24 protein-coding genes and 1 riboswitch are annotated in these 25485 nt (G+C 73.7%); of the genes, 9 read left to right on the top strand and 15 right to left on the bottom strand.

The genetic code is table 11. From position 1 onward, the window contains the following. The first annotated feature begins 118 nt into the window (after window positions 1–118). The gene (locus tag ACFYNO_RS16020) at window positions 119–1747 is read left to right on the top strand and encodes a DNA repair helicase XPB (RefSeq protein ID WP_388011594.1); all 1629 of its coding nucleotides are present in this window, start codon (window positions 119–121) and stop codon (window positions 1745–1747) included. Window positions 1748–1762: 15 nt separating this feature from the next. Here ACFYNO_RS16020 and ACFYNO_RS16015 read toward each other — a convergent pair whose 3' ends face one another. Continuing rightward, a complete protein-coding gene (locus ACFYNO_RS16015) occupies window positions 1763–1981 on the bottom strand; it encodes a hypothetical protein (RefSeq protein ID WP_388011592.1) in 219 nt (72 codons plus the stop codon). 299 nt (window positions 1982–2280) lie between these two features. On the opposite strand from ACFYNO_RS16015, the gene ACFYNO_RS16010 reads away from it, so the two are divergent. Continuing rightward, window positions 2281–4350, top strand: coding sequence for a HelD family protein (locus ACFYNO_RS16010; protein WP_388011590.1), 2070 nt, complete (start codon window positions 2281–2283; stop codon window positions 4348–4350). Window positions 4351–4391: 41 nt separating this feature from the next. Here ACFYNO_RS16010 and ACFYNO_RS16005 read toward each other — a convergent pair whose 3' ends face one another. The 6 genes from ACFYNO_RS16005 to thrC all read right to left on the bottom strand — a co-directional run bounded on the left by ACFYNO_RS16005 (window position 4392) and on the right by thrC (window position 9940). Continuing rightward, window positions 4392–5078, bottom strand: coding sequence for a copper homeostasis protein CutC (locus ACFYNO_RS16005; protein WP_388011588.1), 687 nt, complete (start codon window positions 5076–5078; stop codon window positions 4392–4394). 90 nt (window positions 5079–5168) lie between these two features. Next, on the bottom strand, window positions 5169–5528 hold the full coding sequence (locus ACFYNO_RS16000) for a hypothetical protein (protein WP_388011586.1): 360 nt from the start codon (window positions 5526–5528) through the stop codon (window positions 5169–5171). A 97-nt stretch (window positions 5529–5625) separates the two neighbouring features. Continuing rightward, window positions 5626–7248, bottom strand: a complete 1623-nt coding sequence (gene groL / locus ACFYNO_RS15995) for a chaperonin GroEL (RefSeq protein WP_388011584.1) — start codon at window positions 7246–7248, stop codon at window positions 5626–5628. Between the two features lie 330 nt (window positions 7249–7578). Beyond that, window positions 7579–7782, bottom strand: a complete 204-nt coding sequence (locus ACFYNO_RS15990; RefSeq protein WP_030289665.1) for a cold-shock protein — start codon at window positions 7780–7782, stop codon at window positions 7579–7581. A gap of 536 nt (window positions 7783–8318) precedes the next feature. Then, the gene (locus ACFYNO_RS15985) at window positions 8319–8597 is read right to left on the bottom strand and encodes a MoaD/ThiS family protein (RefSeq protein ID WP_388011582.1); all 279 of its coding nucleotides are present in this window, start codon (window positions 8595–8597) and stop codon (window positions 8319–8321) included. 50 nt (window positions 8598–8647) lie between these two features. Further along, window positions 8648–9940: a threonine synthase gene (gene thrC / locus ACFYNO_RS15980; protein ID WP_388011580.1), complete on the bottom strand. Its 1293-nt coding sequence runs from the start codon at window positions 9938–9940 to the stop codon at window positions 8648–8650. 17 nt (window positions 9941–9957) lie between these two features. Beyond that, window positions 9958–10089: riboswitch (SAM riboswitch) on the bottom strand. 196 nt (window positions 10090–10285) lie between these two features. On the opposite strand from thrC, the gene ACFYNO_RS15975 reads away from it, so the two are divergent. Continuing rightward, window positions 10286–11272: a glucosyl-3-phosphoglycerate synthase gene (locus ACFYNO_RS15975; protein WP_388011918.1), complete on the top strand. Its 987-nt coding sequence runs from the start codon at window positions 10286–10288 to the stop codon at window positions 11270–11272. Window positions 11273–11342: 70 nt separating this feature from the next. After that, window positions 11343–12806: a trehalose-6-phosphate synthase gene (locus tag ACFYNO_RS15970; RefSeq protein ID WP_388011578.1), complete on the top strand. Its 1464-nt coding sequence runs from the start codon at window positions 11343–11345 to the stop codon at window positions 12804–12806. Here the strand turns inward: ACFYNO_RS15970 and otsB are convergent. The 4 genes from otsB to ACFYNO_RS15950 all read right to left on the bottom strand — a co-directional run bounded on the left by otsB (window position 12782) and on the right by ACFYNO_RS15950 (window position 16124). Then, window positions 12782–13636: a trehalose-phosphatase gene (otsB, locus tag ACFYNO_RS15965; RefSeq protein ID WP_388011576.1), complete on the bottom strand. Its 855-nt coding sequence runs from the start codon at window positions 13634–13636 to the stop codon at window positions 12782–12784. The two genes, ACFYNO_RS15970 and otsB, sit on opposite strands and share 25 nt — an antisense overlap. A 30-nt stretch (window positions 13637–13666) precedes the next feature. After that, window positions 13667–13894, bottom strand: a complete 228-nt coding sequence (locus tag ACFYNO_RS15960; RefSeq protein ID WP_388011574.1) for a DUF3263 domain-containing protein — start codon at window positions 13892–13894, stop codon at window positions 13667–13669. A 34-nt stretch (window positions 13895–13928) separates the two neighbouring features. Then, entirely contained in the window at window positions 13929–15167 is a 1239-nt protein-coding gene (locus tag ACFYNO_RS15955) for an extracellular solute-binding protein (RefSeq protein ID WP_388011572.1), read from the bottom strand. 165 nt (window positions 15168–15332) lie between these two features. Next, window positions 15333–16124, bottom strand: coding sequence for a DeoR/GlpR family DNA-binding transcription regulator (locus ACFYNO_RS15950; protein WP_388011570.1), 792 nt, complete (start codon window positions 16122–16124; stop codon window positions 15333–15335). A gap of 156 nt (window positions 16125–16280) precedes the next feature. Here ACFYNO_RS15950 and ACFYNO_RS15945 point away from each other — a divergent pair, with 156 nt between their 5' ends. The 3 genes from ACFYNO_RS15945 to nagA all read left to right on the top strand — a co-directional run bounded on the left by ACFYNO_RS15945 (window position 16281) and on the right by nagA (window position 19392). After that, on the top strand, window positions 16281–17198 hold the full coding sequence (locus tag ACFYNO_RS15945; protein ID WP_388011568.1) for an SIS domain-containing protein: 918 nt from the start codon (window positions 16281–16283) through the stop codon (window positions 17196–17198). Between the two features lie 101 nt (window positions 17199–17299). Then, window positions 17300–18232 carry an ROK family protein gene (locus ACFYNO_RS15940; RefSeq protein WP_388011566.1) on the top strand — a complete coding sequence of 311 codons (933 nt, stop codon included), beginning with the start codon at window positions 17300–17302 and terminating at the stop codon, window positions 18230–18232. Next, window positions 18229–19392 (top strand): N-acetylglucosamine-6-phosphate deacetylase, encoded by a 1164-nt coding sequence (gene nagA / locus ACFYNO_RS15935; protein WP_388011564.1) that lies wholly within the window; start codon window positions 18229–18231, stop codon window positions 19390–19392. The genes ACFYNO_RS15940 and nagA overlap by 4 nt, the downstream gene beginning before the upstream one ends. 46 nt (window positions 19393–19438) lie before the next feature. Here the strand turns inward: nagA and ACFYNO_RS15930 are convergent, their stop codons facing one another. Both ACFYNO_RS15930 and ACFYNO_RS15925 read right to left on the bottom strand, forming a co-directional pair. Then, entirely contained in the window at window positions 19439–20461 is a 1023-nt protein-coding gene (locus tag ACFYNO_RS15930) for a hypothetical protein (protein WP_388011562.1), read from the bottom strand. A 63-nt stretch (window positions 20462–20524) separates the two neighbouring features. Further along, window positions 20525–22384, bottom strand: coding sequence for a diguanylate cyclase domain-containing protein (locus tag ACFYNO_RS15925; RefSeq protein WP_388011560.1), 1860 nt, complete (start codon window positions 22382–22384; stop codon window positions 20525–20527). 325 nt (window positions 22385–22709) lie between these two features. On the opposite strand from ACFYNO_RS15925, the gene ACFYNO_RS15920 reads away from it, so the two are divergent. Further along, window positions 22710–23231, top strand: a complete 522-nt coding sequence (locus ACFYNO_RS15920; protein ID WP_388011558.1) for a flavin reductase family protein — start codon at window positions 22710–22712, stop codon at window positions 23229–23231. 7 nt (window positions 23232–23238) lie between these two features. Here the strand turns inward: ACFYNO_RS15920 and arfB are convergent, their stop codons facing one another. Beyond that, window positions 23239–23673, bottom strand: a complete 435-nt coding sequence (arfB, locus tag ACFYNO_RS15915; RefSeq protein ID WP_388011556.1) for an alternative ribosome rescue aminoacyl-tRNA hydrolase ArfB — start codon at window positions 23671–23673, stop codon at window positions 23239–23241. Window positions 23674–23725: 52 nt separating this feature from the next. On the opposite strand from arfB, the gene ACFYNO_RS15910 reads away from it, so the two are divergent. Continuing rightward, complete coding sequence (locus tag ACFYNO_RS15910; protein ID WP_388011554.1) at window positions 23726–24214, top strand: hypothetical protein; 489 nt, start codon at window positions 23726–23728, stop codon at window positions 24212–24214. Between the two features lie 12 nt (window positions 24215–24226). On the opposite strand, the gene ACFYNO_RS15905 is transcribed toward ACFYNO_RS15910, so the two are convergent. Continuing rightward, a complete protein-coding gene (locus tag ACFYNO_RS15905; RefSeq protein WP_388011552.1) occupies window positions 24227–25423 on the bottom strand; it encodes a hypothetical protein in 1197 nt (398 codons plus the stop codon). Window positions 25424–25485: the final 62 nt, after the last annotated feature.

Raw genomic sequence — 25485 nt, 5'->3', positions numbered from 1 at the left:
GGGGGACGGTCCTCAGGGACCGTCCCCCGCCTGCTTTTCCGGCCGCCGACCGGCACCCGGCTCCGTTCGCCCCCGCGATGGGCGACCATGGAGGGCGGTCCCCACCACGGAGGTATGCGTGTCCTGCTTGATCGTCCAGAGCGACAAGACCCTGCTGCTTGAGATCGACCACCCCCAGGCCGCCGACTGCCGCCGGGTCATCGCGCCGTTCGCCGAGCTGGAGCGCGCGCCCGAGCACGTGCACACCTACCGGATCACCCCGCTCGGCCTGTGGAACGCCCGCGCGGCCGGCCACGACGCCGAGCAGGTGGTGGACGCGCTGGTCACCTACTCGCGCTACCCCGTGCCGCACGCCCTGCTCGTGGACATCGCCGACACCATGGCGCGCTACGGCCGGCTGCAGCTGCTCAAGCACCCGGTGCACGGGCTGGTGCTGACCACCACCGACCGGCCGGTGCTGGAGGAGGTGCTGAAGTCCAAGAAGATCGCCCCGCTGGTCGGCGCCCGGGTCGAGCCGGACACCGTGGTGGTGCACCCCTCGGAGCGCGGCCAGATCAAGCAGATGCTGCTGAAGCTGGGCTGGCCCGCCGAGGACCACGCCGGCTACGTGGACGGCGAGGCGCACCCGATCGAGCTGCGGGAGGACGGCTGGCGGCTGCGCCCGTACCAGCAGCAGGCGGTGGAGGGCTTCTGGCACGGCGGCAGCGGCGTGGTGGTGCTGCCCTGCGGTGCCGGCAAGACGCTGGTCGGCGCGGCCGCGATGGCCGAGGCCAAGTCGACCACGCTGATCCTGGTCACCAACACCGTCTCGGCCCGGCAGTGGAAGCACGAGCTGGTCAAGCGCACCTCGCTGACCGAGGACGAGATCGGCGAGTACAGCGGGACGAAGAAGGAGATCCGCCCGGTCACCATCGCCACCTACCAGGTGATGACCACCAAGCGGAAGGGCAGCTACGCCCACCTGGAGTTGTTCGACGCCCGCAACTGGGGCCTGGTGGTCTACGACGAGGTGCACCTGCTGCCCGCGCCGGTCTTCAAGTTCACCGCCGACCTGCAGGCCCGCCGCCGCCTCGGCCTGACCGCCACCCTGGTCCGCGAGGACGGCCGGGAAGGCGACGTGTTCAGCCTGATCGGTCCCAAGCGGTTCGACGCGCCGTGGAAGGAGATCGAGGCGCAGGGCTACATCGCGCCCGCCGACTGCTGCGAGGTCCGGGTCACCCTGACCGACTCGGAGCGGCTGGCCTACGCCACCGCCGAGCCGGAGGAGCGCTACCGCTACTGCTCCACCACCGCCACCAAGCAGCGGGTGGTGGAGGCCCTGGTCCGCAAGCACGAGGGCGACCAGACGCTGATCATCGGCCAGTACATCGACCAGCTGGACGAGCTCGGCGAGGCGCTGGACGCCCCGGTGATCAAGGGCGAGACCAGCAACGCCCAGCGCGAGAAGCTCTTCGAGGCCTTCCGCAGCAAGGAGATCAGCGTGCTGGTGGTCTCCAAGGTGGCGAACTTCTCGATCGACCTGCCGGAGGCCACGGTGGCGATCCAGGTCTCCGGGACCTTCGGCTCCCGCCAGGAGGAGGCCCAGCGGCTCGGCCGGGTGCTGCGCCCGAAGGCGGACGGGCACTCGGCGCACTTCTACTCGGTGGTCGCCCGCGACACGGTGGACCAGGACTTCGCGGCGCACCGCCAGCGGTTCCTGGCGGAGCAGGGGTACGCCTATCGGATCATCGACGCGGACGACATCTAGCCAGGGCGTGCCGTCCTAGTACTTGTCGACACCGTCGCGGCCCAGGAAGACCACGCGCGCGGCGGTGCCGAGCAGGATTCCGGTGTTGCGCACCGCCGTGCTCAGCGGGCGGCGCTTGCGGGGCCGGTCGGCCATGGTGGCGCCGGCCGGCTCGGTGGTCGGGTTCTCGGTGCTGGTGCGCGCCCGGGGGGTCTTGGCCGCTGCCGGGGGCGCCGTCAGGTGAACGGTGCTCATGGGATCCACGGTAGGTTTCCGGCCGCCCGGGCACATCACCCCAAAGACCGCACCTTTCGGGACCGAAGTAATCCCCCCGGCTGACGCGACCCTCATACCGGGGCAGGGGTCTCCCCCTAGGCGGCGGCGCCGCGTAATCGGTTGGCCCGCGCACCGTGAGCGGGTCTAAGCTGTCCGGTCTGCCCCCTCGGACCCGTGCTGTCGCGAGGTCCTGGCCGCTCGGCAACCGGCCAGGTCGTCCACCACCGTGAGCTCCACGAGACCGCCGTGCCCGGACGGCACGGCCGGGAAGGTTCGCCGTGCAATCCGCCGCCCCCACCACCACCGACCCCGCCGCCGACCCGCTGCAGCGCGAGCGGGACCACCTGGCCGACTCCCGCGCGGCCCTGCGCGCGATGCGCGAGGACGCCGAGCAGCTGGACATCTCCGACGTGGCCGGCACCTGGGTCACCCAGCAGGTGCTGCACGACCAGATCCAGCGCCGGATCGCCGCCCTGGCCGACCTGCTGCACACCCCGCTCTTCTTCGGCCGGCTGGACTTCCTGCACACGATCGGCGAGGACGTCTCCGAGGGCGCCGGCGGGGACCGGGTCTACATCGGCCGCCGGCACGTGCACGACGCGGGCGGCGACCCGATGGTGATCGACTGGCGGGCCCCGGTCTCCCAGACCTTCTACCAGGCCAGCCGCAAGGAGCCGATGGACATCGCCAAGCGGCGGCGGTTCGGCTACACCGGCGGCGAACTGACCGCCTACGAGGACGAGAACCTCAGCGACCCGGCCGAGCAGGCCACCTCCTCCGCCCTGCTGGCGGCCGAGATCGAGAAGCCCCGTGTCGGCCCGATGCGCGACATCGTCGCCACCATCCAGCCCGAGCAGGACGAGATCGTCCGCGCCGACCTGGGCGGCACGGTCTGCGTGCAGGGCGCCCCGGGCACCGGGAAGACCGCGGTCGGCCTGCACCGGGTCGCCTACCTGCTCTACGCGCACCGGGAGCGGCTGGCCAAGGCCGGCACCCTGGTGATCGGCCCCAACAGCTCCTTCCTCTCCTACATCGAGCAGGTGCTGCCCGCCCTGGGCGAGCTGGAGGTGGCCCAGTCCACCGTGCAGGAGCTGGTCGCGCACGTCGAGGTGCGGGCCGCCGACAGCGCCGAGGCCGCCCGGATCAAGGGCGACGCCCGGCTGGCCGAGGTGCTGCGCCGGGCCGTGCGGGACGGCATCACGCTGCCCACCGAGCCCTGCGTGGTGGTCCGCGGCTCGCGCCGCTGGCGGGTGCCGGCCCACGAGCTGGTGGAGATCATCGAGGAGCTGCGCGGCCGCGACATCCGCTACGGCGCCGCGATGGCCGCGCTGCCGCAGCGGATCGCGCACACCGTGCTGCTGAAGATGGAGCAGGGCGGCGAGGCCCCGGACGACCGGGTGCAGGACGCGGTGGCCCGTTCCCGCGAGGTGAAGGCCGTGGTGAAGGCCTGCTGGCCGGCCGTGGACCCGGCCAAGCTGGTGTTCCGGCTGCTCGGCGACCCGGAGTTCCTGGCCCGCTGCGCGGAGGGCGTGCTGACCCCCGAGGAGCAGGCCGCGATCGCCTGGCCCAAGCCCGGACGCTCCGTCAGGACGGCGCCCTGGACGGCCGCCGACGCGGTGCTGGTGGACGAGGCGGCCGACCTGGTGGAGCGCACCCACTCGCTCGGCCACGTGGTGCTGGACGAGGCCCAGGACCTCTCCCCGATGCAGTACCGCGCGGTCGGGCGGCGCTGCACCACCGGCTCGGCGACGGTGCTCGGCGACCTGGCCCAGGGCACCACCCCGTGGGCCACCGCGAGCTGGCCGGAGGCGCTGCGCCACCTGGGCAAGGACGGCGCCCACGTGGAGGAGCTGACCACCGGCTTCCGGGTGCCCGAGCAGGTGATCTCCTACGCCTCCCGGCTGCTGCCGGCGATCGCCCCCGGGCTGGCCCCGGCCACCTCGATCCGCACCGGGCAGGACGCCCTGACGATCCGTCGGGCCGAGCCCGGCGAGCTGACCGAGGGGGTGCTGCTGGCCTGCCGGGAGGCGCTGGAGCGGGAGGGCTCGACCGGCCTGATCGCGGCCGACGCCCGGCTGCCGGAGCTGGCGGCGGCGCTGGACCGGGCCGGGCTGGCCTATCTCACCCCCGGCACCGAGACCACCGCCGAGGCCCGGCTGACCCTGGTGCCGGCCTCGCTGGCCAAGGGCCTGGAGTACGACTACGTGGTGCTGGACGAGCCGGCCGCCGTGGTGGCTGGCGAGCCGGACCGGCGCACCGGGCTGCGCCGGCTGTACGTGGCGCTGACCCGTGCGGTCTCCGGCCTGACCGTGCTGCACGCCGAGCCGCTGCCGGCCGAGCTGGACTGACCGCGCCGTCCCCGGGACTCCCGGTGGGAGCTCCCGGGGCGTCAGCCGTCGATCAGGGACCGCCAGCGGGCCACCTTGGCCGGGTCCACCGGGGTGCTCCAGCCGTCCTCGCGGACCGCCCCGCCGACGTGGAAGGCGTCGAAGCCCTCGGCCCGCAGCCCGGGCAGGTGCTCCTCGCGCAGGCCGCCGCCGATCAGGATGCGCTGCCGGTAGCCCGGCTCGCCGGCCTTGGCGAGCTCGCCGGCCAGCACCTCGCGCCCGGCGTCCACCCCGGCGGCCGCGCCGGAGGTGAGGAAGGTGTCCAGGCCGGGCAGCTCGGCCACGGCGGCGCGCACGGCGGACCGGTCGGCGCTGTGGTCGATCGCCCGGTGGAAGGTCCAGCGGCAGCCCTCGACGGCCTCGGCGACCGCCCGCACGGCCGGCAGGTCCACCTCGCCCGCGGCGGTGAGGAAGCCGAGGACGAACTCCTCGGCGCCCTCGGCCCGCAGCGCGGCGGCCCGCCGCCGCAGCTCGTCCAGATCGCCCGGGGCGAAGCCGTCCCGGATCCGCAGCATCACCCGCAGCGGCAGGTCGACGGCGGCCCGGATCGCGGCGAAGTCGGCCGCCGAGGGGGTCAGTCCGTCGGCGGCCATGTCGGTGACCAGTTCGAGGCGGTCGGCACCGCCGGACTGCGCGGCCTGGGCATCCTGCGCGGTCAGCGCGATGACTTCGAAAATTGGTCTAGACATATCAGCTACCCTGCCACAACCCGGGTCCCCCCCGCGAGCCCCTGGCACACAAACACCCCCGAACGGCGGCCCGGGGGGAAGACCCTCCCCCTAGACCGGGCCCAGCTCCCCCACCGGCGCCACCACCGCCGCCGTCCGCCCGCAGACCCACTGCGGATCGGGCCCCAACTCCGGCTCCACCGACAGCGCGTGCAGCTCCTCCCCCGCCCGCTCGCAGTCCCCGCAGATCGGCCAGCGCCCGTACTGCTCCAGCAGCCCGTCCTGCACGTCCTGCGCCACCAGCCCGACCACGAACCCCACCCCGCCCGGCCACTGCTCCACCCACCACCGCCGGTGCACCACCGCCTCCTCCACCAGCGAGACCACGGCGGGATCCGTCACCCCCCGCGCGGTCAGATCGGCCAGGATCGCGGCGCGGGCGGTGTGCAGGGCGGTTTCCAGCTCGGTCATCAGGGGTCCTCCAGGAGACGGAACGCCGCGAGGGCGGCCTCCCCTTGGGGAGGCCGCCCTCGCGGACTGCGGAACGGCCGATCCTTCCGACGAAGGATCAGAAGTCCATGTCACCGCCCGGCATGCCGCCGCCGGCGGCCGCGGCGGCCTTCTCCGGCTTGTCGGCGATGACGGCCTCGGTGGTGAGGAAGAGCGCCGCGATGGAGGCGGCGTTCTGCAGCGCGGAGCGGGTGACCTTGGCCGGGTCGATGATGCCCTCGGCGACCAGGTCCACGTACTCGTTGGTCGCGGCGTTCAGGCCGTGGCCGGCGGGCAGGTTGCGGACCTTCTCCACCACGACGCCGCCCTCGAGGCCGGCGTTGGTGGCGATCTGCTTGATCGGGGCCTCGAGCGCGACCTTGACGATGTTGGCGCCGGTGGCCTCGTCGCCCTCGAGCTCCAGCTTGTCGAACGCGACACCGGCCTGCAGCAGGGCCACGCCGCCGCCGGCGACGATGCCCTCCTCGACGGCCGCCTTGGCGTTGCGCACGGCGTCCTCGATGCGGTGCTTGCGCTCCTTGAGCTCGACCTCGGTGGCCGCGCCGGCCTTGATGACGGCCACGCCGCCGGCCAGCTTGGCGAGGCGCTCCTGGAGCTTCTCGCGGTCGTAGTCCGAGTCGCTGTTCTCGATCTCGGCGCGGATCTGGTTGACCCGGCCCGCGACCTGGTCGCTGTCGCCGCCACCGTCGACGATGGTGGTCTCGTCCTTGGTGATGACCACCTTGCGGGCGGTGCCCAGCAGGTCCAGGCCCGCGTTCTCGAGCTTGAGGCCGACCTCCTCGGAGATCACGGTGCCGCCGGTCAGGATGGCGATGTCGCCCAGCATGGCCTTGCGGCGGTCGCCGAAGCCCGGGGCCTTGACGGCGACGGACTTGAAGGTGCCGCGGATCTTGTTGACCACCAGGGTCGACAGGGCCTCGCCCTCGACGTCCTCGGCGATGATCAGCAGCGGCTTGCCGGACTGCATGACCTTCTCCAGCAGCGGGAGCAGGTCCTTGACCGAGCCGATCTTGGAGTTGGCGATCAGGATGTACGGGTCGTCGAACGACGCCTCCATCCGCTCCAGGTCGGTGGCGAAGTAGGCCGAGATGTAGCCCTTGTCGAAGCGCATGCCCTCGGTGAGCTCGAGCTCCAGACCGAAGGTGTTGCTCTCCTCGACGGTGATGACGCCTTCCTTGCCGACCTTGTCCATCGCCTCGGCGATCAGCTCGCCGATCTGGGTGTCGGCGGCGGAGATCGACGCGGTGGCCGCGATCTGCTCCTTGGTCTCGACGTTGCGGGCCTGGGCCAGCAGCTGGTCGGAGACGGCGGAGACGGCCTTCTCGATGCCGCGCTTGAGGGCCATCGGGTTGGCGCCGGCGGCGACGTTGCGCAGACCCTCGCGAACCAGGGCCTGGGCGAGCACGGTGGCGGTGGTGGTGCCGTCACCCGCGACGTCGTCGGTCTTCTTGGCGACCTCCTTGACGAGCTCGGCACCGATCTTCTCGTACGGGTCCTCGAGCTCGATCTCCTTGGCGATCGAGACACCGTCGTTGGTGATCGTGGGGGCGCCCCACTTCTTCTCAAGGACGACGTTGCGGCCCTTGGGGCCCAGCGTCACCTTGACTGCGTCGGCAAGCTGGTTCATGCCGCGCTCAAGGCCGCGGCGAGCTTCCTCGTCAAACGCGATGATCTTGGCCATCGGAAGTGGTCCTCCAGGACACGGTCGACTGCTCGGACCGGGGGCGCCCGCGACGGACGGTCCTGGAGCGCGGGGGTCCTTTCCCCTGCCGCGTCCCGGGACCTCACCGACCCGTTCCGTTTGTCACTCTCAAGCTGTGAGTGCTAACGCCAATGATTAGCACTCCGGTGTGGCGAGTGCAAGCTCCCCGGTCCAACGCGCGCCCGCCGGGGGACCGGGACGGGAAAGCGGCCGAGCCCGCACCCGGCCCCTGACGGGGCGTCGGTGCGGGCTCGGCCGCTTTTGGTCCACCAGCTCGGTGAGAGCCGATAACTCCGAGGGTCGGAAAGGTCAGACCGCCGCGCGGACCATGTCCGCCTGCGGGCCCTTCTGCCCCTGGGAGATCTCGAACTCGACCCGCTGGCCCTCCTCGAGGGTGCGGTAGCCGTCCATCTGGATCGCGCTGTAGTGGACGAACACGTCCGCACCACCGTCGACCGCGATGAAGCCGTAGCCCTTCTCCGCGTTGAACCACTTGACGGTGCCCTGAGCCATTCCGAACTCCCCTAGTGCTGTGCTGGCCCTTCACGCGCCCGCTGGTCGCGGGCCCGGGTCTGGCGGACCATGCCGAAGGTGTCCCCCCGGGGCACGGCCCTGCATACCGCAGCAGCCCGCTCCCAGTTGCCAGTTGGCGTCCCGAGTGCGGACGGATGCGTCGACCGCGGCTGAATGTATCCGGATCGGAGCCCTGAGCAACAGGGCCACTCAGCGCCAAATCAAGCGCCGGGTCAACGGACAGGAAGGGAGGAATACGACAGAGTTCGGCAATTCGCCTCGGACATAGCGGACGAATACCGCGAATTGTCCAAATAATTCTGACGCGTCGCGGACATGGTTCCGCCGCTCACCGGGCAACCATGTCTCAGCGGGCGGGATGTCCGGGCAACCGACAGCCTATGCCCTGCCGCGGTGCGCCATGGACCCGCCCAGGGCGCGACCGGGACACGACCCGGACACGACCTGGAAACGGCGGCGGGGCGCCGCCCGGCCCGATCGGCCGGAAGACGCCCCGCGCAGGCCCTGAGGGGCCGTCAGCAGCCGCCCGCCACGGCGGGGATGATGGAGATGGTCGCGCCGTCCTTCACCTCGGTGGCGAGGCCGGCGTCGAACCGCACGTCGTCGTCGTTGACGTAGACGTTGACGAACCGGCGCAGCGCACCCGTGTCGTCCAGCACCCGGGCGCCGATGCCGGCGTGGTTGCGGTCCAGGTCGGCGATCACCTCGGCCAGGGTGGCGCCCTCCGCGGGCACCTCGGACCGGCCGTCGGTGTAGGGGCGCAGGATGGTGGGGATGCGGACGGTGGCGCTCATCGGTGGCTCTCCTGGTGGTTCGGGGTGATCGGGGGGTGGGGGTGGCGGGCTCAGCCGAGGCCGGCGGCCCGGAAGGAGTCCAGGGTCGGCCGGATGGTCGCGGTCAGGCCGGTGCCGGCCACCGCGTCCAGGGTCTTCAGGCCGTCGCCGGTGTTGATCGCCACGGTCTCCTTCGAGGGGTCCAGCTGCCCGCTCTCGACCAACTTCCTGAGCACGCCGATGGTCACGCCGCCCGCCGTCTCGGCGAACACGCCCTCGGTCCGGGCCAGCAGCTTGATCGCCTCGACCACCTCGGCGTCGGTGACGTCCTCCACCGCACCGCCGGTGCGCCGGGCGATGTCCAGCACGTACGGGCCGTCGGCCGGGTTGCCGATCGCCAGCGACTTGGCGATGGTGTCCGGCTTGACCGGGCGGATCACGTCCCGGCCGTCCTTGAAGGCGGTGGCGACCGGCGAGCAGCCGGTGGCCTGGGCGCCGAAGACCTTGTACGGCCGGTCCTCGACCAGGCCGAGCTTGATCAGCTCCTGCAGGCCCTTGTCGATCTTGGTGAGCTGGGAGCCGGAGGCGATCGGGATGACGATCTGCTCGGGCAGCCGCCAGCCCAGCTGCTCGCAGATCTCGAAGGCCAGGGTCTTGGAGCCCTCGCCGTAGTACGGCCGCAGGTTGACGTTGACGAAGCCCCAGCCCTCGCCGGCCGGATCGCCGATCAGCTCGGAGCAGAACCGGTTCACGTCGTCGTAGTTGCCCTCGATGCCGACCAGGTCACCGCCGTAGACCCCGGCCATGACGATCTTGGGCTGCTCCAGGTCGTGCGGGATGAAGACGCAGGACTTGAAGCCGGCCCGGGCGGCCGCGGCGCCCACCGCGCCGGCCAGGTTGCCGGTGGAGGAGCAGGAGAGGGTGGTGAACTCGAAGGCGCGGGCGGCCTCGATCGCGCAGGCCACCACCCGGTCCTTGAAGGAGTGGGTGGGGTTGCCCGAGTCGTCCTTGATGTGCAGTTGGCCGGTGAAGCCGAGCTCGGCGCCGAGCCGGTCGGCCTTGATCAGCGGGGTCCAGCCCGGGTTCAGGTTCGGCTTGCCCGCGACGTCCGCCGGGACGGGCAGCAGCGGGGCGTAGCGCCAGATCGAGGCCGGCCCGGCCTCGATCCGCTTGCGCAGCTCGGCCGCGTCGTAGCCGCTGTAGTCGTAGGCGATCTCCAGCGGGCCGAAGCACTCCAGACAGGCGAAGCTGGGGCCGAGCGGGAACCTCGTGCCGCACTCGCGACAGGACAGCGCTGCGGCGGGGCCGAGGTCGACGGAGACGGTGTCGTTCGAGGACGCTGCGGCAGGGGTAGCGGTAGCCATGATGGCGGAGGCCTCTCTCCTCATCTTCCCCGTGGCGCGGGCGCGCCACAGGACGGAATTGGCACCTGTCCCGCCGGGGCCCGCGAAGGCCGGTCGAGAAGGTTGCCGGGACGTCAACGGGCCGTTCCCTCAGTCCCTCTGGATGAGCTCTGTGAAGTTGTCGTACGGCTGCGAAGCCGGTGTTCTCCGGCGGTCCACCCCGGTGTGCGAAGGTCTGACCGCAGTACGAAGACTGTAACCGAAGGGGCCGTACCGACCGCCACCCGTCCGCCACCCGAGACGGGACCGACCGCTCAGTGAGCCCAGGACGAGGAGCCAGATTTGCCAGCCGAGCAGAGCCCGGAGCTGCTTCCGGAGGCCGCCAGCTGGTTGCGCCGCAGGTCATGGACCGCGGCCGACCGGCCGCTCGCGGAGGTACTGGCCGCCAAGCGGGCCGCCGGCGCGGCCGGCACGGTGAGCGTGGTACTGCCCGCCCTGGACGAGGAGTCCACGGTCGGCGGGATCGTCGAGGTGATCCACCGGGAGCTGGTCGAGCGGGTGCCGCTGGTGGACGAGCTGGTGGTGGTGGACTCCGGCTCGGCCGACCGGACCGCCGAGGTGGCCGCGGCCGCCGGCGCCCGGGTGGTGCACCGGGACGCCATACTGCCCCGGCTGCCCGCGGTGCCGGGCAAGGGCGAGGTGCTCTGGCGCTCGCTGCTGGCGACCACCGGCGCGATCGTCTGCTTCATCGACGCCGACCTGCGCGAGTTCGACCCGGCCTTCGTCTCCGGGATCGTCGGCCCGCTGCTCACCGACCCCGGGATCGAGCTGGTCAAGGCGATGTACGACCGCCCGCTGGAGGCCGAGGGCGCCGTGGTGCCGGCCGGCGGCGGCCGGGTCACCGAGCTGGTCGCCCGCCCGCTGCTCAACCTGCACTGGCCGCAGCTGGCCGGATTCGTGCAGCCGCTCGGCGGGGAGTACGCCGCCCGCCGCTCGCTGCTGGAGCGGCTGCCGTTCCCGACCGGCTACGGGGTGGAGCTGGGCCTGCTGGTGGACGCGCTGGACCTGGTCGGTCTGGACGCGCTGGCCCAGGTCGACGTCGGGGTCCGGCACCACCGGCACCAGGACAGCCAGGCACTGGGCCGGATGGCCGCCACGATCTACCGCACCGCGCTGGAGCGGCTGGACCGCACCCACCGGCTGAAGGCCGCCGAGGACCTGGCCCGCCCGGTCCTCACCCAGTTCTCCCGCGACCCCCGGACCAGGGAGTTCACCGCCCACGGCCACCCGGTGACGGCCCTGGAGCGCCCTCCGGTGATCGAGCTGCCGGAGTACCGGGAGCACCGTTCCTGACCTCGGACGCCCGGCCGGGTGTGACCAATGTCCGGGTTTGCCGTGCGGTGTACCCGGCAAGGTTGGTCATATGGCCGATCAAACGACCGCACGCATCCTGGTGGCCTCGAACCGGGGCCCGGTCTCCTTCTCCACCGCGGCGGACGGCAGTCTGACGCTGCGGCGCGGGGGCGGCGGACTGGTCTCCGGCCTGTCCGCGATCGACGATCCGAACGCGGTCTGGGTCTGCGCCGCGCTCGGCGACGCCGACCGGGCGGCCGCCCGCAGCGCACCGGACGGGCGCCTGGACCTGGCCGGCTTCGACGTCGGCGGGCAGGCCGTACGGATGCTGGACATCGACCCCGAGGTGTTCGACCAGGCCTACAACGGCGTGGCCAACTCGACCCTCTGGTTCATCCACCACATGCTCTACGACACCCCGACCGCCCCCGCCTTCGACCAGGAGTCGGCCGACCGGTGGGCCGGCTTCCGGGCCTACAACGCGGCCTTCGCCGAGGCGCTGGCCGCCGAGGCCGCGCCGGGCGCGGCGGTGCTGGTGCAGGACTACCACCTCAGCCTGGTGCCCGAGCTGCTCCGGGAGCTCCGCCCCGACCTGCGGATCGGCTACTTCCTGCACATCCCGTGGGCGCCGGCCGACTACTTCCGGCTGCTGCCGGACGAGTGGGCGGTGGCCGTGCTCACCGGCGTGCTGGGCGCCGACCGGGCCGGCTTCCACAGCCGGCGCTGGGCCGAGGCCTTCGCCGACTGCTGCGAGCGGGTGCTGGACGCCACCGTCGACCGGGCCGCGCTCACCGTCGGCTACCGCGGCCGGACCACCCGGCTGGGCGTGCACGCGCTGGGTGCCGACGCCGAGTTCCTGCGCGAGCGGGCACACCGGCCGGACGTCGAGGAGCGGCTGGCCGGGCTGCGCGAGGCCGTCGGCCAAGGGGACTCCGGGCCGCGGAGGACCGTCGTCCGGGTGGACCGCACCGAGCTGAGCAAGAACATCGTCCGCGGCCTGCAGGCCTACCGGCACCTGCTGCGCACCCGCCCCGAATGGCACGACCGGGTGGTGCACATCGCCTTCGCCTACCCCTCCCGGCAGGACCTGGCCGAGTACCGCGAGTACACCGCGGCGGTGCGCCGGCTCAGCGAGGAGATCAACGCCGAGTTCGGCACCGAGCGCTGGCAGCCGCTGATACTCCAGGTCGAGGACGACTTCGCCCGCTCGCTGGCCGCCTACCGGCTGGCCGACGTGGCGCTGGTCAACCCGATCCGGGACGGCATGAACCTGGTCGCCAAGGAGGTCCCGGTGGTCTCCGACGCCGGCTGCGCGCTGGTGCTCTCCCGGGAGGCCGGCGCCTGGGCCGAGCTGGCCGAGGACGCGATCGGGGTCAACCCCTACGACGTGCTGGGCACCGCCGAGGCGCTGCACCGCGCGCTGACCCTGCCGGCCGCCGAGCGCACCGAGCGCACCAAGCGGCTGGCCGCGGCGGCCACCGCACTGCCGCCGCAGCAGTGGTTCCTCGATCAGCTGGCGGCGCTGAGCTCCTGAGCCAGCCGCTCCAGCAGCCCGACCACCCCGGCCGGGCCGGCCACCACCAGGTCGGCCCGGTCGGCCACCTCCCGCACCGGCGCCTCGCCGGTGACCGGCCCGCTGGCCACCAGCAGGCCCGGCAGGCCGTCGGCCCGCAGCCGCTCGACGGCCGCGAAGGCGGCCAGGTCGCCCAGGTCGTCCCCGGCGTAGAGCACGGCCCCGGCCGACCGCTCGGCGATCAGCCCGGTGAGCGCGGCGCCCTTGTCCACGCCCGGCGGGCGCAGCTCGACCACCATCCGGCCGGGCTCCACCGCCAGCCCGTGCGCGGCGGCCAGCCCGGCCAGCGGGCCGCGCAGCAGCTCCAGCGCCGCGTCCGGGTCGGCGGTGCGCCGGGTGTGCACGGCGAGGGAGCGCTCCTTGTCCTCCACCGCGGTGCCCTCGGGCGCGCCGAGCGCGGCGAGCAGCCCGGGCAGCTCGGCGCGGACGGCGGCCACCCCGGGGTGGACGGCGGGCGCGGTCAGCTCGCCGGTGGCGCCGTCCCAGCGCTCGGCGCCGTAGTGGCCGAGCACCACCAGACGGTCCAGCCCGGTCATGGCGGCGAAGCCGCCGAGCCGGACGGCGGCGGCCGCCGGGCGCCCGGTGACCACGGCGAGGGTGCCGATCCGGGGCGCCAGCGCGGCCAGCGCGCCGGCCGCGCCGGGGTGGGCGGCGGCCCGCTCGGGGTCGGCGACGATCGGCGCCAGCGTGCCGTCGAAGTCGAAGGCGAGCAGCGCGCGCCCGGGGTCGGCCAGCAGTGCGGCCAGGCCCGCCCGGCCGGCGGGGGTGGTCGGTTCCAGCACAGTGTCCATGCCGGCCAACCTACCCAGGGCCACCGGACGCTAACGCTCGGCGCGGCGGGCCTCCCGGACCCGGCGCAGCCGGTTCACCAGCACCGGGTCCTGGCGCAGCGCCTCCTCCCGGTCCAGCAGTCCGTTCAGCAGCTGGTAGTACCGGGTGGCGGAGATGCCCAGCTCCTCGCGGACCGCCTGCTCCTTGGCACCCTGGGTGCGCCAGCCGCGGGCCTCCAGGGCCAGCACGGCCCGCTCGCGCTCGGTCAGCTCGCTCATCGGGCCATTGTCACCCGGCGGCGGGCCGGACCGGCTACTGGCCGCGGGCCTTCTTAGAGGCCTCCTCGGCGAACTGCTGCAGCTCGCTCAGCACCGGGGCCGGGTCGCCGGTGGCGGCCTTGCCGACGTCGGTCTTGATCCTGCTGCTGACGGTGTCCCAGGCCGGGTCGCCCAGCGGGTAGAAGCTGGCGGCCGGCAGCGCGTTCAGGAACGGCTCCAGGTCGGTGTGCTTGCCGCTGTGGGTCATGTCGTCCAGGGTGTCCTGGGTGACCGGGAGCAGGTTGTACTGCTCGTCGAAGGCGAGCGTGTTCTCCTTGGTGTAGGCGAAGTTGAGGAAGTCCCGGATCTGCTGGCGGTGGCCGTTGGCGCTGTAGGCCATCATCCAGTCGGCCACGCCGAGGGTGCGGGGCTTGGCCGCCGGGTCCTTGCGGGGGATCGCCGAGGTGCCGTAGTCGATCTTCGCCTGGGTGGCCATCTGGACCAGCGACGGGTGGCCGTTGAGCATCGCCACCTTGCCGGCCACGAAGTCGTTGAAGGCGGTCTTGCGGTCCACCGCGCCGGGGTCCGGGTAGGTGAGGCGGGGGTCCACCAGGTTCTGCTTGAGCCAGCTGAAGGTGTCCTTGTTCTGCTGGCTGTCCAGGATGTAGACGCCGGCGTCGTCGGTCAGCCCGCCGCCGCCGCTCATGGTCCAGATCATCGACTCGCCCTGGGCCTCCTCCGGCCCGAGCGGCAGCCCGTACGGGATGACCCCGGGCACCTTGGCCTTGATCAGCGCGGCGTCCGCCTTGAGGTCGGCCCAGCTGGCCGGCGGCTGGCTGATCCCGGCCTTGGCGAAGATCGCCTTGTTGTAGAAGAAGGTCCGCGAGGAGGAGACGAACGGGATGCCGTACTGGGTGCCCAGCACCTCGCCGGCCCGGTTGAAGACGTCCAGGAAGTTCGCCTCGGTGTCCATCGAGAGCACGTCTCGGGCCGGGTAGAGCTGGTTGGCCGCGACCTTGTCGGCGAAGCCGCCGGTCTGCACGATGTCCGGCGAGTGGCCGGCCTTGACCATGGCGGCGACCTTGCCGTCGATGTCGGTCCAGCTGATCACCTGGACGTCGACCTTGACCTTGGGGTTGGCGGCCTCGAACCGCCGTGCCAGGTCGTCCCAGTAGTGCTGGGTGCTGTTGGCGGGGGTGTCCCCGTAGTCGGCGGCGACCAGCTTCAGGGTGACGGTGCCGCTGCCGCCGATGCCTAGCGTCCCGCAGCCGGAGAGCAGGAGGGTACTGGTCACGAGCGCAGCACTGAGCCGGGACTTCAACGGGGACCGCCTTCGGGCCTACTGGTCTTGGGGGTGGCGAAAGGTTGCCATCCAGTGGTCTGAACCAGAAACCGGAAGTGGCGGAACGTTACCGAAGTGGTCGCGATCGTTGCAGGGGATGCAACGGATCGTCAGCTGTCAGACCGTCAGCACCCGGATGCCCGCCTCGGCGAAGCCCGCCGCCAGCTCCTCGTCCGCCTCCGCGTCGGTGACCAGGGTGTCGATCGACTCCAGCCCGCAGATCCGGGCGAAGGCCCGGTGCCCGAGCTTGGAGGAGTCGGCGGCCACCACCACCCGGCGGGCCCGCTCGGCCAGCAGCCGGTTGACGCTGGCCTCGCCCTCGTGGTGCGCGGTGGCGCCGGCTTCGGCGTCCAGCGCGTCCACGCCCAGCACCGTGACGTCCAGGGTGAGTTCGCCGAGCACGGTGGCGGCCAGCGGACCGATCAGCTCGTAGGACTGCGGGCGGGCCACCCCGCCGGTGACCACGATCTTCACGGCCGGACGGACCGTCAGCTCGTTGGCGATGTTCAGCGCGTTGGTCACCACGGTCAGCGCCTGCCCGCCGGTCTCGGGGCGCTCGGCCAGCTCGGGGCGGACGGCCAGCGCCCGGGCCACCTCGGTGGTGGTGGTGCCGCCGTTCAGGCCGACCACCTCGCCGGGGGCGATCAGCGCGGCCACCGCCTGGCCGATCCGCTGCTTGGCGTCGGCGTGCCGGGCGGTCTTGTAGCGCAGCGGCAGGTCGTAGGAGACGTTGTGGGCGACCGCGCCGCCGCGGGTCCGGGTGACCATCTGCTGGCGGGCCAGCTGGTCCAGGTCACGGCGGATCGTGGCGGCCGACACGCCGAGTGCGGCCGCCGCCTCCTCGACCTCCAACCTGCCCTGCTCGGCGAGGAGTTCGAGAAGACCGTTCCACCGCTCGTACCTGGACACGCCGTGCCATCCCTTGCTCTCGCCCACACGCTGTGCGAACAGCCTGGCACACCAGCGGCGGGCCGGTCCGGGCCCGCGCAACCCTTGTGCATTTCTGATCGCAACGGCTATAAATCAATCAGCTTCACGCATACACACGAGACGAGGGGGAACGGCATGAGCGCACTCACCGCCGAGGAGCTTGCCACCCAGCCGGCCTGCTGGCGCCGGGCCGCCGCACTGGCCGGATCGGCGGCCGCCGACCTCCCGGCGCCCGGCGAGCGGGTGGCGGTGGTCGGCTGCGGCACCTCCTGGTTCATGGCGCAGGCCTACGCGACGCTCCGCGAGGCGGCCGGGCAGGGCGAGACCGACGCCTACGCCGCCTCCGAGTTCCGCTACGCCCGCCCGTACGACCGGGTACTGGCGATCACCCGGTCCGGCACCACCACCGAGGTGCTGGCGCTGCTGGAGCGGCTGGCCGGCCGCATCCCCACCACGGCGCTGACCGCCGACCCCGCCACCCCGGTCAAGCAGGCCGCCGACCGGCTGGTGGTGCTGGACTTCGCCGACGAGCGCTCCGTGGTGCAGACCCGGTTCGCCACCAGCGCGCTGGCCCTGCTCCGGGCCCAGCTGGAGCTGGCCGGCGCGCTGCCGCCCGGGGTGCGCACGGTGGAGCGGGCCGCCGCGGACGCCGAGCGGGCGCTGGCCGGGCCGCTGCCGGAGGGCCTGCTGGCCGTGGAGCAGATCACCTTCCTCGGCGCCGGCTGGACCAACGGGCTGGCCCAGGAGGCCGGGCTCAAGCTGCGCGAGGCGGCCGGCTTCTGGACCGAGGCCTACCCGGCGATGGAGTACCGGCACGGACCGGTGGCGATCACCGCGCCGGGCCGGGCCGCCTGGATGTTCGGCACCCTGCCGGAGGGCCTGGCCGGGCAGATCGGCGCGACCGGCGGCCTGCTGGTCGCCGACTCGGCGGCCGGCGGCCTGGATCCGATGGCCGACCTGGTCCGGGTGCACCGGCTGGCGGTCGGGCTGGCCACCGCCCGCGGACTCGACCCGGACCGCCCCCGGGCGCTGACCCGATCGGTGCAGCTCTGACCCGCCGCGCGCCGCGCGCGACCAAGCTCACCCCAGTTGGGCCAGACCAATCCGACCACTGGACTAGACCTCTCCTCCTCGGTCAAGGGAAACTGTCCCCCGTGAAGCACGTCATCGCACTCGATGTAGGCGGCACCGGCATGAAGGCCGCGCTGCTCGCCCAGGACGGCTCCGTGCTGTTCGAAGCACGCCGACCGACCGGGCGGGAGCACGGCACCGATGCCGTCGTCGCCACCATCCTCGACTTCGCCGCCGACCTCGCCGAGGAGGGCCGCAGCCGCTTCGGCCAGGGGCCGGCCGCGGCCGGCGTCGCCGTCCCGGGGACCATCGACGAGAAGAACGGGATCGCGGTCTTCTCCGCCAACCTCGGCTGGCGGGACCTGCCGATGCGCAAGCTGCTCGGCGAGCGCCTCGGCGGCCTGCCGGTCGCCCTCGGCCACGACGTCCGCACCGGCGGGCTGGCCGAGGGGCGGATCGGCGCCGGACGCGGCGTCGGGCGGTTCCTCTTCATCGCGCTCGGCACCGGGATCGCCGGCGCGATCGGCATCGAGGGCCGGATCGAGGCGGGCGCGCACGGCTACGGCGGCGAGATCGGCCACGTGGTGGTCCGCCCCGGCGGGCCGCAGTGCGGCTGCGGCGCCAAGGGCTGCCTGGAGACGCTGGCCTCCGCCTCCGCCGTCTCCCGGGCCTGGGCCGCCGCCAGCGGCGACCCGGCCGCCGACGCCGCCGCCTGCGCGGCGGCGGTGCAGGCCGGCGACCCGGCCGCGCTGGCGGTCTGGCACCAGGCGGTGGACGCCCTGGCGGACGGCATCGTGCTGGCCCAGAGCCTGCTCGACCCCTCCACGGTGATCGTCGGCGGCGGACTCGCCGAGGCCGGTGACACGCTCTTCACTCCCTTGCGCGCGGCGGTGGCCGAGCGGTTGACCTTCCAGATGCCCCCGAAGGTCGTACCGGCCATGCTCAAAGACACCGCCGCATCCCTGGGCGCCGGCCTGCTCGCCTGGGATCTGCTCTCCATGGAGGTGACCGCGTGACCGCGGACGTCGTTACGGCCCTGGCCGGGGCCCGCCTGGTACTGCCCACCGGGGTTGTCGAGAACGGCCGGCTGGCCTTCTCGGGCAGCACCATCGCCTCGATCGGCGGCGACCGCGCGCCCGGCGACCTGGACCTGGCGGGCTACACCGTGGTCCCCGGCTTCGTGGACCTGCACGTGCACGGCGGCGGCGGCGCCTCCTACGCGTCCGGGCTGGCCGAGGAGGCGCTGACCGCCGCCCGCACCCACCTGGAACACGGCACCACCACCACGATGGCCTCCACCGTCACCGGCGAGATCGACGAGGTCTGCCGCCAGGCGGCGGTCCTCTCCGAGCTGGTCGAGGACGGCGTGCTGGCCGGCGTGCACTTCGAGGGCCCGTTCATCTCCCCCGGCCGCTGCGGCGCACACCGCCCCGACCTGCTGCGCGACCCGGACCCGGCGCTGGTCCGCAAGCTGGTGGACGCGGCCCGCGGCACCGCGAAGATGGTCACCCTGGCGCCCGAGCTGCCCGGCGGCCTGGAGTCGGTCCGGCTGCTGGCCGACCTCGGGGTGATCGCGGCGGTCGGCCACACCGACTCCGACTACGCCATGACCCTGGAGGCGATCGAGGCCGGCGCCACCGTCGCCACCCACCTGTTCAACGCGATGCCGGGCATCCAGCACCGCGCCCCCGGCCCGATCGTCGCCCTGCTGGAGGACGAGCGGGTCACCGTCGAGCTGATCAACGACGGCACCCACCTGCACCCCTCGGTGCTCGACCTGGCCTACGGCACGGCCGGCGCCGAGCGGGTCGCGCTGATCACCGACGCGATGGGCGCGGCCGGCATGGGCGACGGGCTCTACCCGCTGGGCCCGCTGCAGGTCCGGGTGGAGAACGGCGTCGCCCGGCTGGTGGAGGGCGGCTCGATCGCCGGCTCCACGCTCACCCTGGACGTCGCCTTCCAGCGCTCGGTGCTGATCAACAAGCTCAGCCTGGAGCAGACCGTGCGCTCCATCTCCACCCACCCGGCCGCACTGCTCGGCCTCGCCGACACCCTCGGCTCGCTGGAGGTCGGCAAGAACGCCGACCTGGCGGTGCTCGACTCGGAGAGCTACGAGCTGGTCGCCGTGGTCCGCCGCGGCGAGTGGATCACCGGCGCGGAGCGCTTCACCGCGTAGCGCCGGGCCGCTCCGGGCCGGTCACCCGGCCCGGGGCGCCGCGCGGTCAGCTGCTGGCGGGTGCGGGCGCGGCACCGGCCGCGCCCGGGCTCGGGTAGGAGCCGTTCACGTCCAGCCCGGTCACGGCCAGCTGGTCCACCAGCACCGGACCGCCGGCCGGGGTCACCACCACCGTGTTGGTGCCGGCCTGCAGCTGCGGGCTGATCCAGGTGTAGGACCAGGCCTGGGCCGGGTCGCCGCCGCTGTTCCAGCTCTTGAAGGTGGTCCCGCCGGGGTGGTCCTGGCCGTTCACGGTGACCGCGGTCTTCACCGGGCTGCCGCTGGAGTTGCCGTAGTGGAACCAGATCTTCCAGACGCCGGCGGTCGGCACCGTCACGCTGAAGCTCGCCGAGGAGCCCTGCTGCAGCGTCAGGTAGCTGCCGTCGGCGGAGATCGCGCCCTTCACCCCGCTGCCCAGCGCCGCGCCGCCGCCCGCCTGCGCCTTGGCGGCGTCCACGAAGCCGCCCCCGGCCGCCGAGCTGTCGGAGGGCGAGGCCGAGGGCGCGGCGGAGGAGGCCGCCGGGCTGCTCGGCGGGGCGCTGCCGCCCGCGCTGGAGTGGCCGGCGCTGCCGGCCGGGGTCGGGCCCGCGGTGTTCTTGGTCTTGCCGCCGTCGTTTCCGGTCAGGGCGATGCCGGCGCCGATCGCGATCGCGGCGACCACCGCGACCACGCCGATCACCGGGCCCTTGCCGCGCCCGCGCGGCACGTCCTCGCCGGGCTGCGGGCGGGACCGCTCGGCGTACCGGGACTGCTGGGGCAGCCGGGTGGTCTGCTCGCCGCCGTAGCCCGGCTGCTGCGGCGGATAGCCGGGCCGGCCCTCCGGGCCGGGCGGGAACGGCTGCTGACGGGGCGGCGGGGCGCCGTACTGGGCCCGGCCGACCTCCATCGGGCGGTAGGCGGTCCGGGGGGCCTGCGGCGCCTGCTCGGCCCCCTCCGCGCCCGCGGCGGGCCGGTAGAGGTAGGCGAACGGATCGTCCTCGGCGGGGGCGCCGCCCGCGCTCTCCTCGGGCCCCTGGCTGTCGGCCGTCATCGCGCTGATCAACTCCCCTGTACTACGCGGTGCGCTCTGGTACTCCCGGCACCTTACAGGGGATCACACCGCACGCCGGTGCGACCGCTCCCCCCTGGCGCCGCGCAGCGCGCCGCCGCGGGCCCGCTTCTCGTCGTACATCCGCTTGTCGGCCGCGTGCAGCACCTCCTCGATGCTCATCCCGCAGCCCGCCCAGCCGATCCCCAGGCTGACGCCGACCCGCATCACCCGGCCGGCTATCCGCATCGGCGGCATCACCGCGTTGCGCAGCCGGACCGCCAGGTCGGCCGCCTCCTCGCTGGCGATCGAGTCGGCCAGCACCACGAACTCGTCGCCGCCCAGCCGGGCCACCGTGTCGCCCTCGCGGACCGCGCCCTGCAGCCGGCGGGCCACCTCGACCAGCACCGCGTCGCCCGCGCTGTGCCCGAACCGGTCGTTGACCGACTTGAAGCCGTCCAGGTCGCAGAAGAGCACCGCCAGGCCCTTCTGCGGGCCGGGGCCGCCGCCGCGCGGGCCGTGCCAGGGCTCCGGGGCGTTGTCCGGGTCGCTGGGCACCACCGCGTGCACGTGGTCCGGCGGCGGGGAGTCGGAGCCCTCGTGGCAGGACGGCTCGACGGCCGGGCGCTCGGCGTAGCCGTGCACCACCGAGCCGCGCGGGGCGACCAGGTCGGCGTGCTCGCCGGGGCCGCCGCCCATCGGGGCGGGCACCGCGGCACCCGTCCGCGGCCCGTGCGGACCCGGCAGCGCCCCCGGACCGGCGTGCCCGGCGGCGGCCGCCTCCAGGGCGCAGGGGCCCGCTCCGGCGGCACCGTGGGCGGCCGCGCCGCCGGGGCCCTGCGGCGCGGCGCAGAGCCGGCGGCCCAGCCGGGCGCGCAGCTCGGCGCCGTTCGGCAGGCCGGTGAGCGCGTCGTGGCTGGCCCGGTGGCGGAGCTGGAACTCGTGCCGCTTGCGGTCCTCGATGTCCTCGACGTGGGTGAGCAGGAAGCTGGGGCCCTCGGCGGCGTCCGCGACGATCGAGTTGCGCAGGCAGACCCACTGGTAGCTGCCGTCCCTGCGGCAGAGCCGCAGCTCGGCCCGGCCGCTCTCGGCGCTGGTGCGCTCCAGCAGCGCCCGGTCGTCCGGGTGCACCAGGTCCAGGAAGCTCTGCTGGCGCAGCGAGGAGCGGGAGCGGCCGAGCAGCCGGCAGAGCGCGTCGTTGACCCGGGTCAGCTGGCCCCGGACCGGCCCGTGCAGCTCGGTGATCGCCATCCCGCTGGGGGCGTACTCGAAGGCCTGCCGAAAGCTCTCCTCGCTGGCCCGCAGCGCCTGCTGGTCCTTCTCCATCCGGGCCAGCGCGCGCTGCATCTCCGCCCGCAGCCGGGCGTTGCCGATCGCGATCGAGGCCTGCAGCGAGAACATCTCCAGCGCCTCGCGGGTCCAGGCGCCGGGGCGCTTTCCGCTGCGCGGGCGGTCCACGCTGAGCACCCCGAGCAGGTCGCCGCCGGCGCTGTACATCGGGGCCAGCAGGCCGTCCTCGGGGTGCCAGTCGTTGGCGTAGACCGGCAGCGGGCCGTCGCCGGTCCAGCGCGGGATGTCGGTGCCGACCGCCCAGCCGCGGTCGTGCGGCAGGAAGCGCAGGGTGCCCCAGTGGTCGGCGGCGGCGAGCAGCCGGTCCCAGGAGGACCGCCCGCCGACCTGGCCGAGCAGCACCGAGGGCCCGCCGAAGTCCCGCACCTCGTACTCCCAGACGGCGGCCACCACCAGGTCGCCGTCCGGCCGCACCAGGCTGACCGCCGCCGCGTCGAAGCCCAGGCCGTGCACGGCCCCCTCCACCACGGCCTGCAGGGTGCCTGCCAGGCTGCGGGCAGCATTGAGGTCCGCCACGACCCGGTGCAAGGTGCGAAGGGTCGCGAGGCGGACGTAGGGCTCCGACTCGGCTTCCATGCGGGGGCTCCCCGGCTTCTTCGGATAGGTCTTGATGGTTATCGTCCGATTGCCAGAAGAACTGAATCACAGCGAGCACAGCGATCGGCACGCTCGGTCAGCAATAGGTCGGCACTTGTGACCCAAATCACAGAACGCATAGAGAGGCAAACCCGGTTCATCTCGGTCATGCCCGGACACGATTCGGCGATGGCCACCTTCCTGGTCGGTCGTGCACGGCCGCAGCCGAAGCCCCCGACCCGCCTACGGGTGACCGGCCACCGCCATAGGGCCTAGGACCACCGCCGGATGCCGCCGGGCCCGCCGTGGAGCTACCGTGCGGTACGTGTCCATCTCACCGCAGTCCAGCACTGCCAACCTCGCCACGCCGGACGAGTTCCGGGCCGCCCTGGGCCAGCTCGCGGCCGGAGTCGCGCTGGTCACCGCCTGCGACGCGGGCGAGGACGCCGGGATGACGGCCACCTCGTTCCTCTCCGTCTCGCTCGAGCCGCCGCTGGTGCTGGTCTCGGTGCGCGAGGACTCCCGGATGGACGAGGTGCTGGACCGGGCGGACACCTGGGCGGTCTCGCTGCTCGGCGAGCAGCACCGGGCGATCGCCTCCCGGTTCGCCATGAAGGGCCGGCTCAGCGACCGGCTGCTCTTCGCCGACACCCCGCACCAGCGCTCCGAGCTGACCGGCTCGCCGCTGGTCGACGGGGCGCTGGCCACCGTGGAGTGCCGCACCGAGCAGCGGATAGCCGCCGGCGACCACACCCTGGTCCTCGGCCGGGTGCTCCGGGCCCGGGTGCCGAGCCCGGACGGGCGCCCGCTGCTCTACTTCCGCGGCGCCTACCGGCAGCTGGGCTGACCGGCCGTCACTCGCCGGAGCGCGGCGCCGAGCGCCCGCGCTTCAGCTCGGCCCGGTGCTTCTTGTTGCGCAGCCGCGCCTCGACCATGCCCTTGCTGGGCTTGGTGGCCCGGCGCGCCTTGGGCGGCGGGGCGGTCGCCTCGCCGAGCAGCGAGGCCAGCCGGGCGGCGGCCATCTCGCGGTTGCGCCACTGCGAGCGGTGCTCGCTGGCCCGCACCACCAGCACCCGGCCGTCGACCAGGCGGCCGGCCAGCCGCTCCAGCGCGCGCTGCTTCCAGACCTCGGGCAGCGCCGTCGAGGCGGCCAGGTCGTAGCGCAGCTCGACCTGGGTGTCGGAGGTGTTCACATGCTGGCCGCCGGGGCCGCTGGAACGGGAGAAGCGCCAGACGAGCTCGGCCTCCGGCACCACCACCGAGCCCCGGACGCGCACTGGCTCGGGCATACCGCCATCATCCCGGGCCGGAGCGGTCCGCGTCACGCGGTTAAATGTCCGGATGATCGAGCTCGGCTACTCCCTCTCGCTGCGGATCCCCGACCCGCCGCAGACCGACTACCGCACCGCCTCCGTGCAGGCGCTGCGGCACGACCTGTTCTGCGGGGACGTGTACATCGCGGAGGACGAGCTGGAGCTGTCCACCGCCTGGGGCTGGGTCCCGGTGCTGGACTTCGCCTGGGCGCTCTGCGACATCGCCGAGCGGCTGGACGAGGACCCGCGCGGCAGCCGGGCCGCCGCGCTGCGCACCGCCGACCTGGACTTCACCCAGAACACCGAACTGCTGCGGTTCGCCCGCCGGTTCGGCCACGTGGAGATCACCGCGACCTGGCTGGACGAGGAGCCGCCGCTGGTGGTCCGCCACCAGGAGCTGCGCCGGGAGGTCCGGGACTTCCTGCAGGACGTGCTGGCCGACCTCACCGACCTGCACCCGGAGCTGGCCGACAACCCGAACATCTGGGTGCTGGCCGGCCGCTACCCGCGGATCTGAGCCGGGCTCGGATCAGCCGCGCTCGGCGCGCAGCTCGCCGAGGTCGAGCAGCTCGGTCTCGTCCTCCGGCGTCAGGTCCACCACCTCGGCGGGGACCTCGCCGCCGACCTCCTCGCCCAGCACGTCGGCCAGGTCCGGCTCGGTCGGCTCGATCTGACGCCCCGCGACCTGAGTGGTACTCAGCTCCGGCTCGGCATTCTCCTGACGCTGCGCCAGTTCGCTGACCGAGCCCACCGAGGGCGCCGGGGCCGCGGCCCGCAGCGCGGCGCCGCGGTCGAAGAAGCTGAAGCCCGCGCCGCGGACCCCGGGCGCCTGCGGACGGGGCCGCTGGCGCTGCCGCTCGGCCGGCAGCATCGCGGCGGCGGCCTGCTCGCCCGGCGCGGCCAGCATCGGGCGGACCGGCGAGGGCGCCACGGCGGCGCGCTCGGCGGTGGCGGCAGCGGACTTGGGCGCCACCGGCTGCGGGGCGGCGGGCTGCGGGGCGACCGGCTTGGGGGCCACCGGCTGCGGGGCGGCGGGCCTGGCCGCCTCCACGGCGGCCGGCCGCGGCGCCGGCACGTGCTTCTCGCGCATCTCGGGCAGCACGGCGGCCTCGACCGGCCTGGCCGGCGGCAGCGCGGCGGCGGCCTTGCGGGCCTGCCGGCGGGCCAGGTGCTCGGCCTGCACCTCGGCCAGCTCCGCGCGGCGCTCCAGCGCCCGCAGGGCGTTCGAGGCGCGCAGGTAGGCCACCGGCGTCACCGGGTGCTTCGGACGGGCCGCCTCGGCCGCCTTGCGGGCCGCCTCGGCCTCCTTGAGCGCCTGCTCGGCGGCCAGCACGGCGCGCTCCTTGAGCAGCCGGGCGATCTCGGTCTCCGCCTTCGCCAGCCGGGACTTCTCCGCGGTCAGCCGGCGGCCGGTGCGGGCGGCCCGCTCCTCGGCCACCTCGGCCGCGTACTCGGCCTCGGCCAGCTGCTCCTCGAACCGCTCCTCCTCGCGGATCCGGCGCGCGGCCGTGGCCTCCGCGGCGGCCCGGGCGGCCCGGTCCCGCTGGCGCAGCACCAGCGCCAGGCCGAGCACGGCGAGCACCGCCGCCGCGCCGACCGAGCGGACCACGATCCGGTCCGCGCTGAGCAGCAGCGCTGCCAGCGCCGCCACCGTGAGGACCAGCGCGGCGGCAGGGCCGAGCGCGCGGCTGATGAGCGAGGAGTGACGGTGGCGTCCGCGAGACATGGTCAAGAAACTAGCGTGCGAATACCGGACTGTCAGCTCGAGGGTCCCCCCTGCGCCTGACG

Origin of the sequence: Kitasatospora sp. NPDC006697, from assembly GCF_042869935.1 — a bacterium.
In the GTDB taxonomy this organism is placed as follows: domain Bacteria; phylum Actinomycetota; class Actinomycetes; order Streptomycetales; family Streptomycetaceae; genus Kitasatospora.
This window is presented reverse-complemented; position numbering and strand designations above follow the sequence as displayed.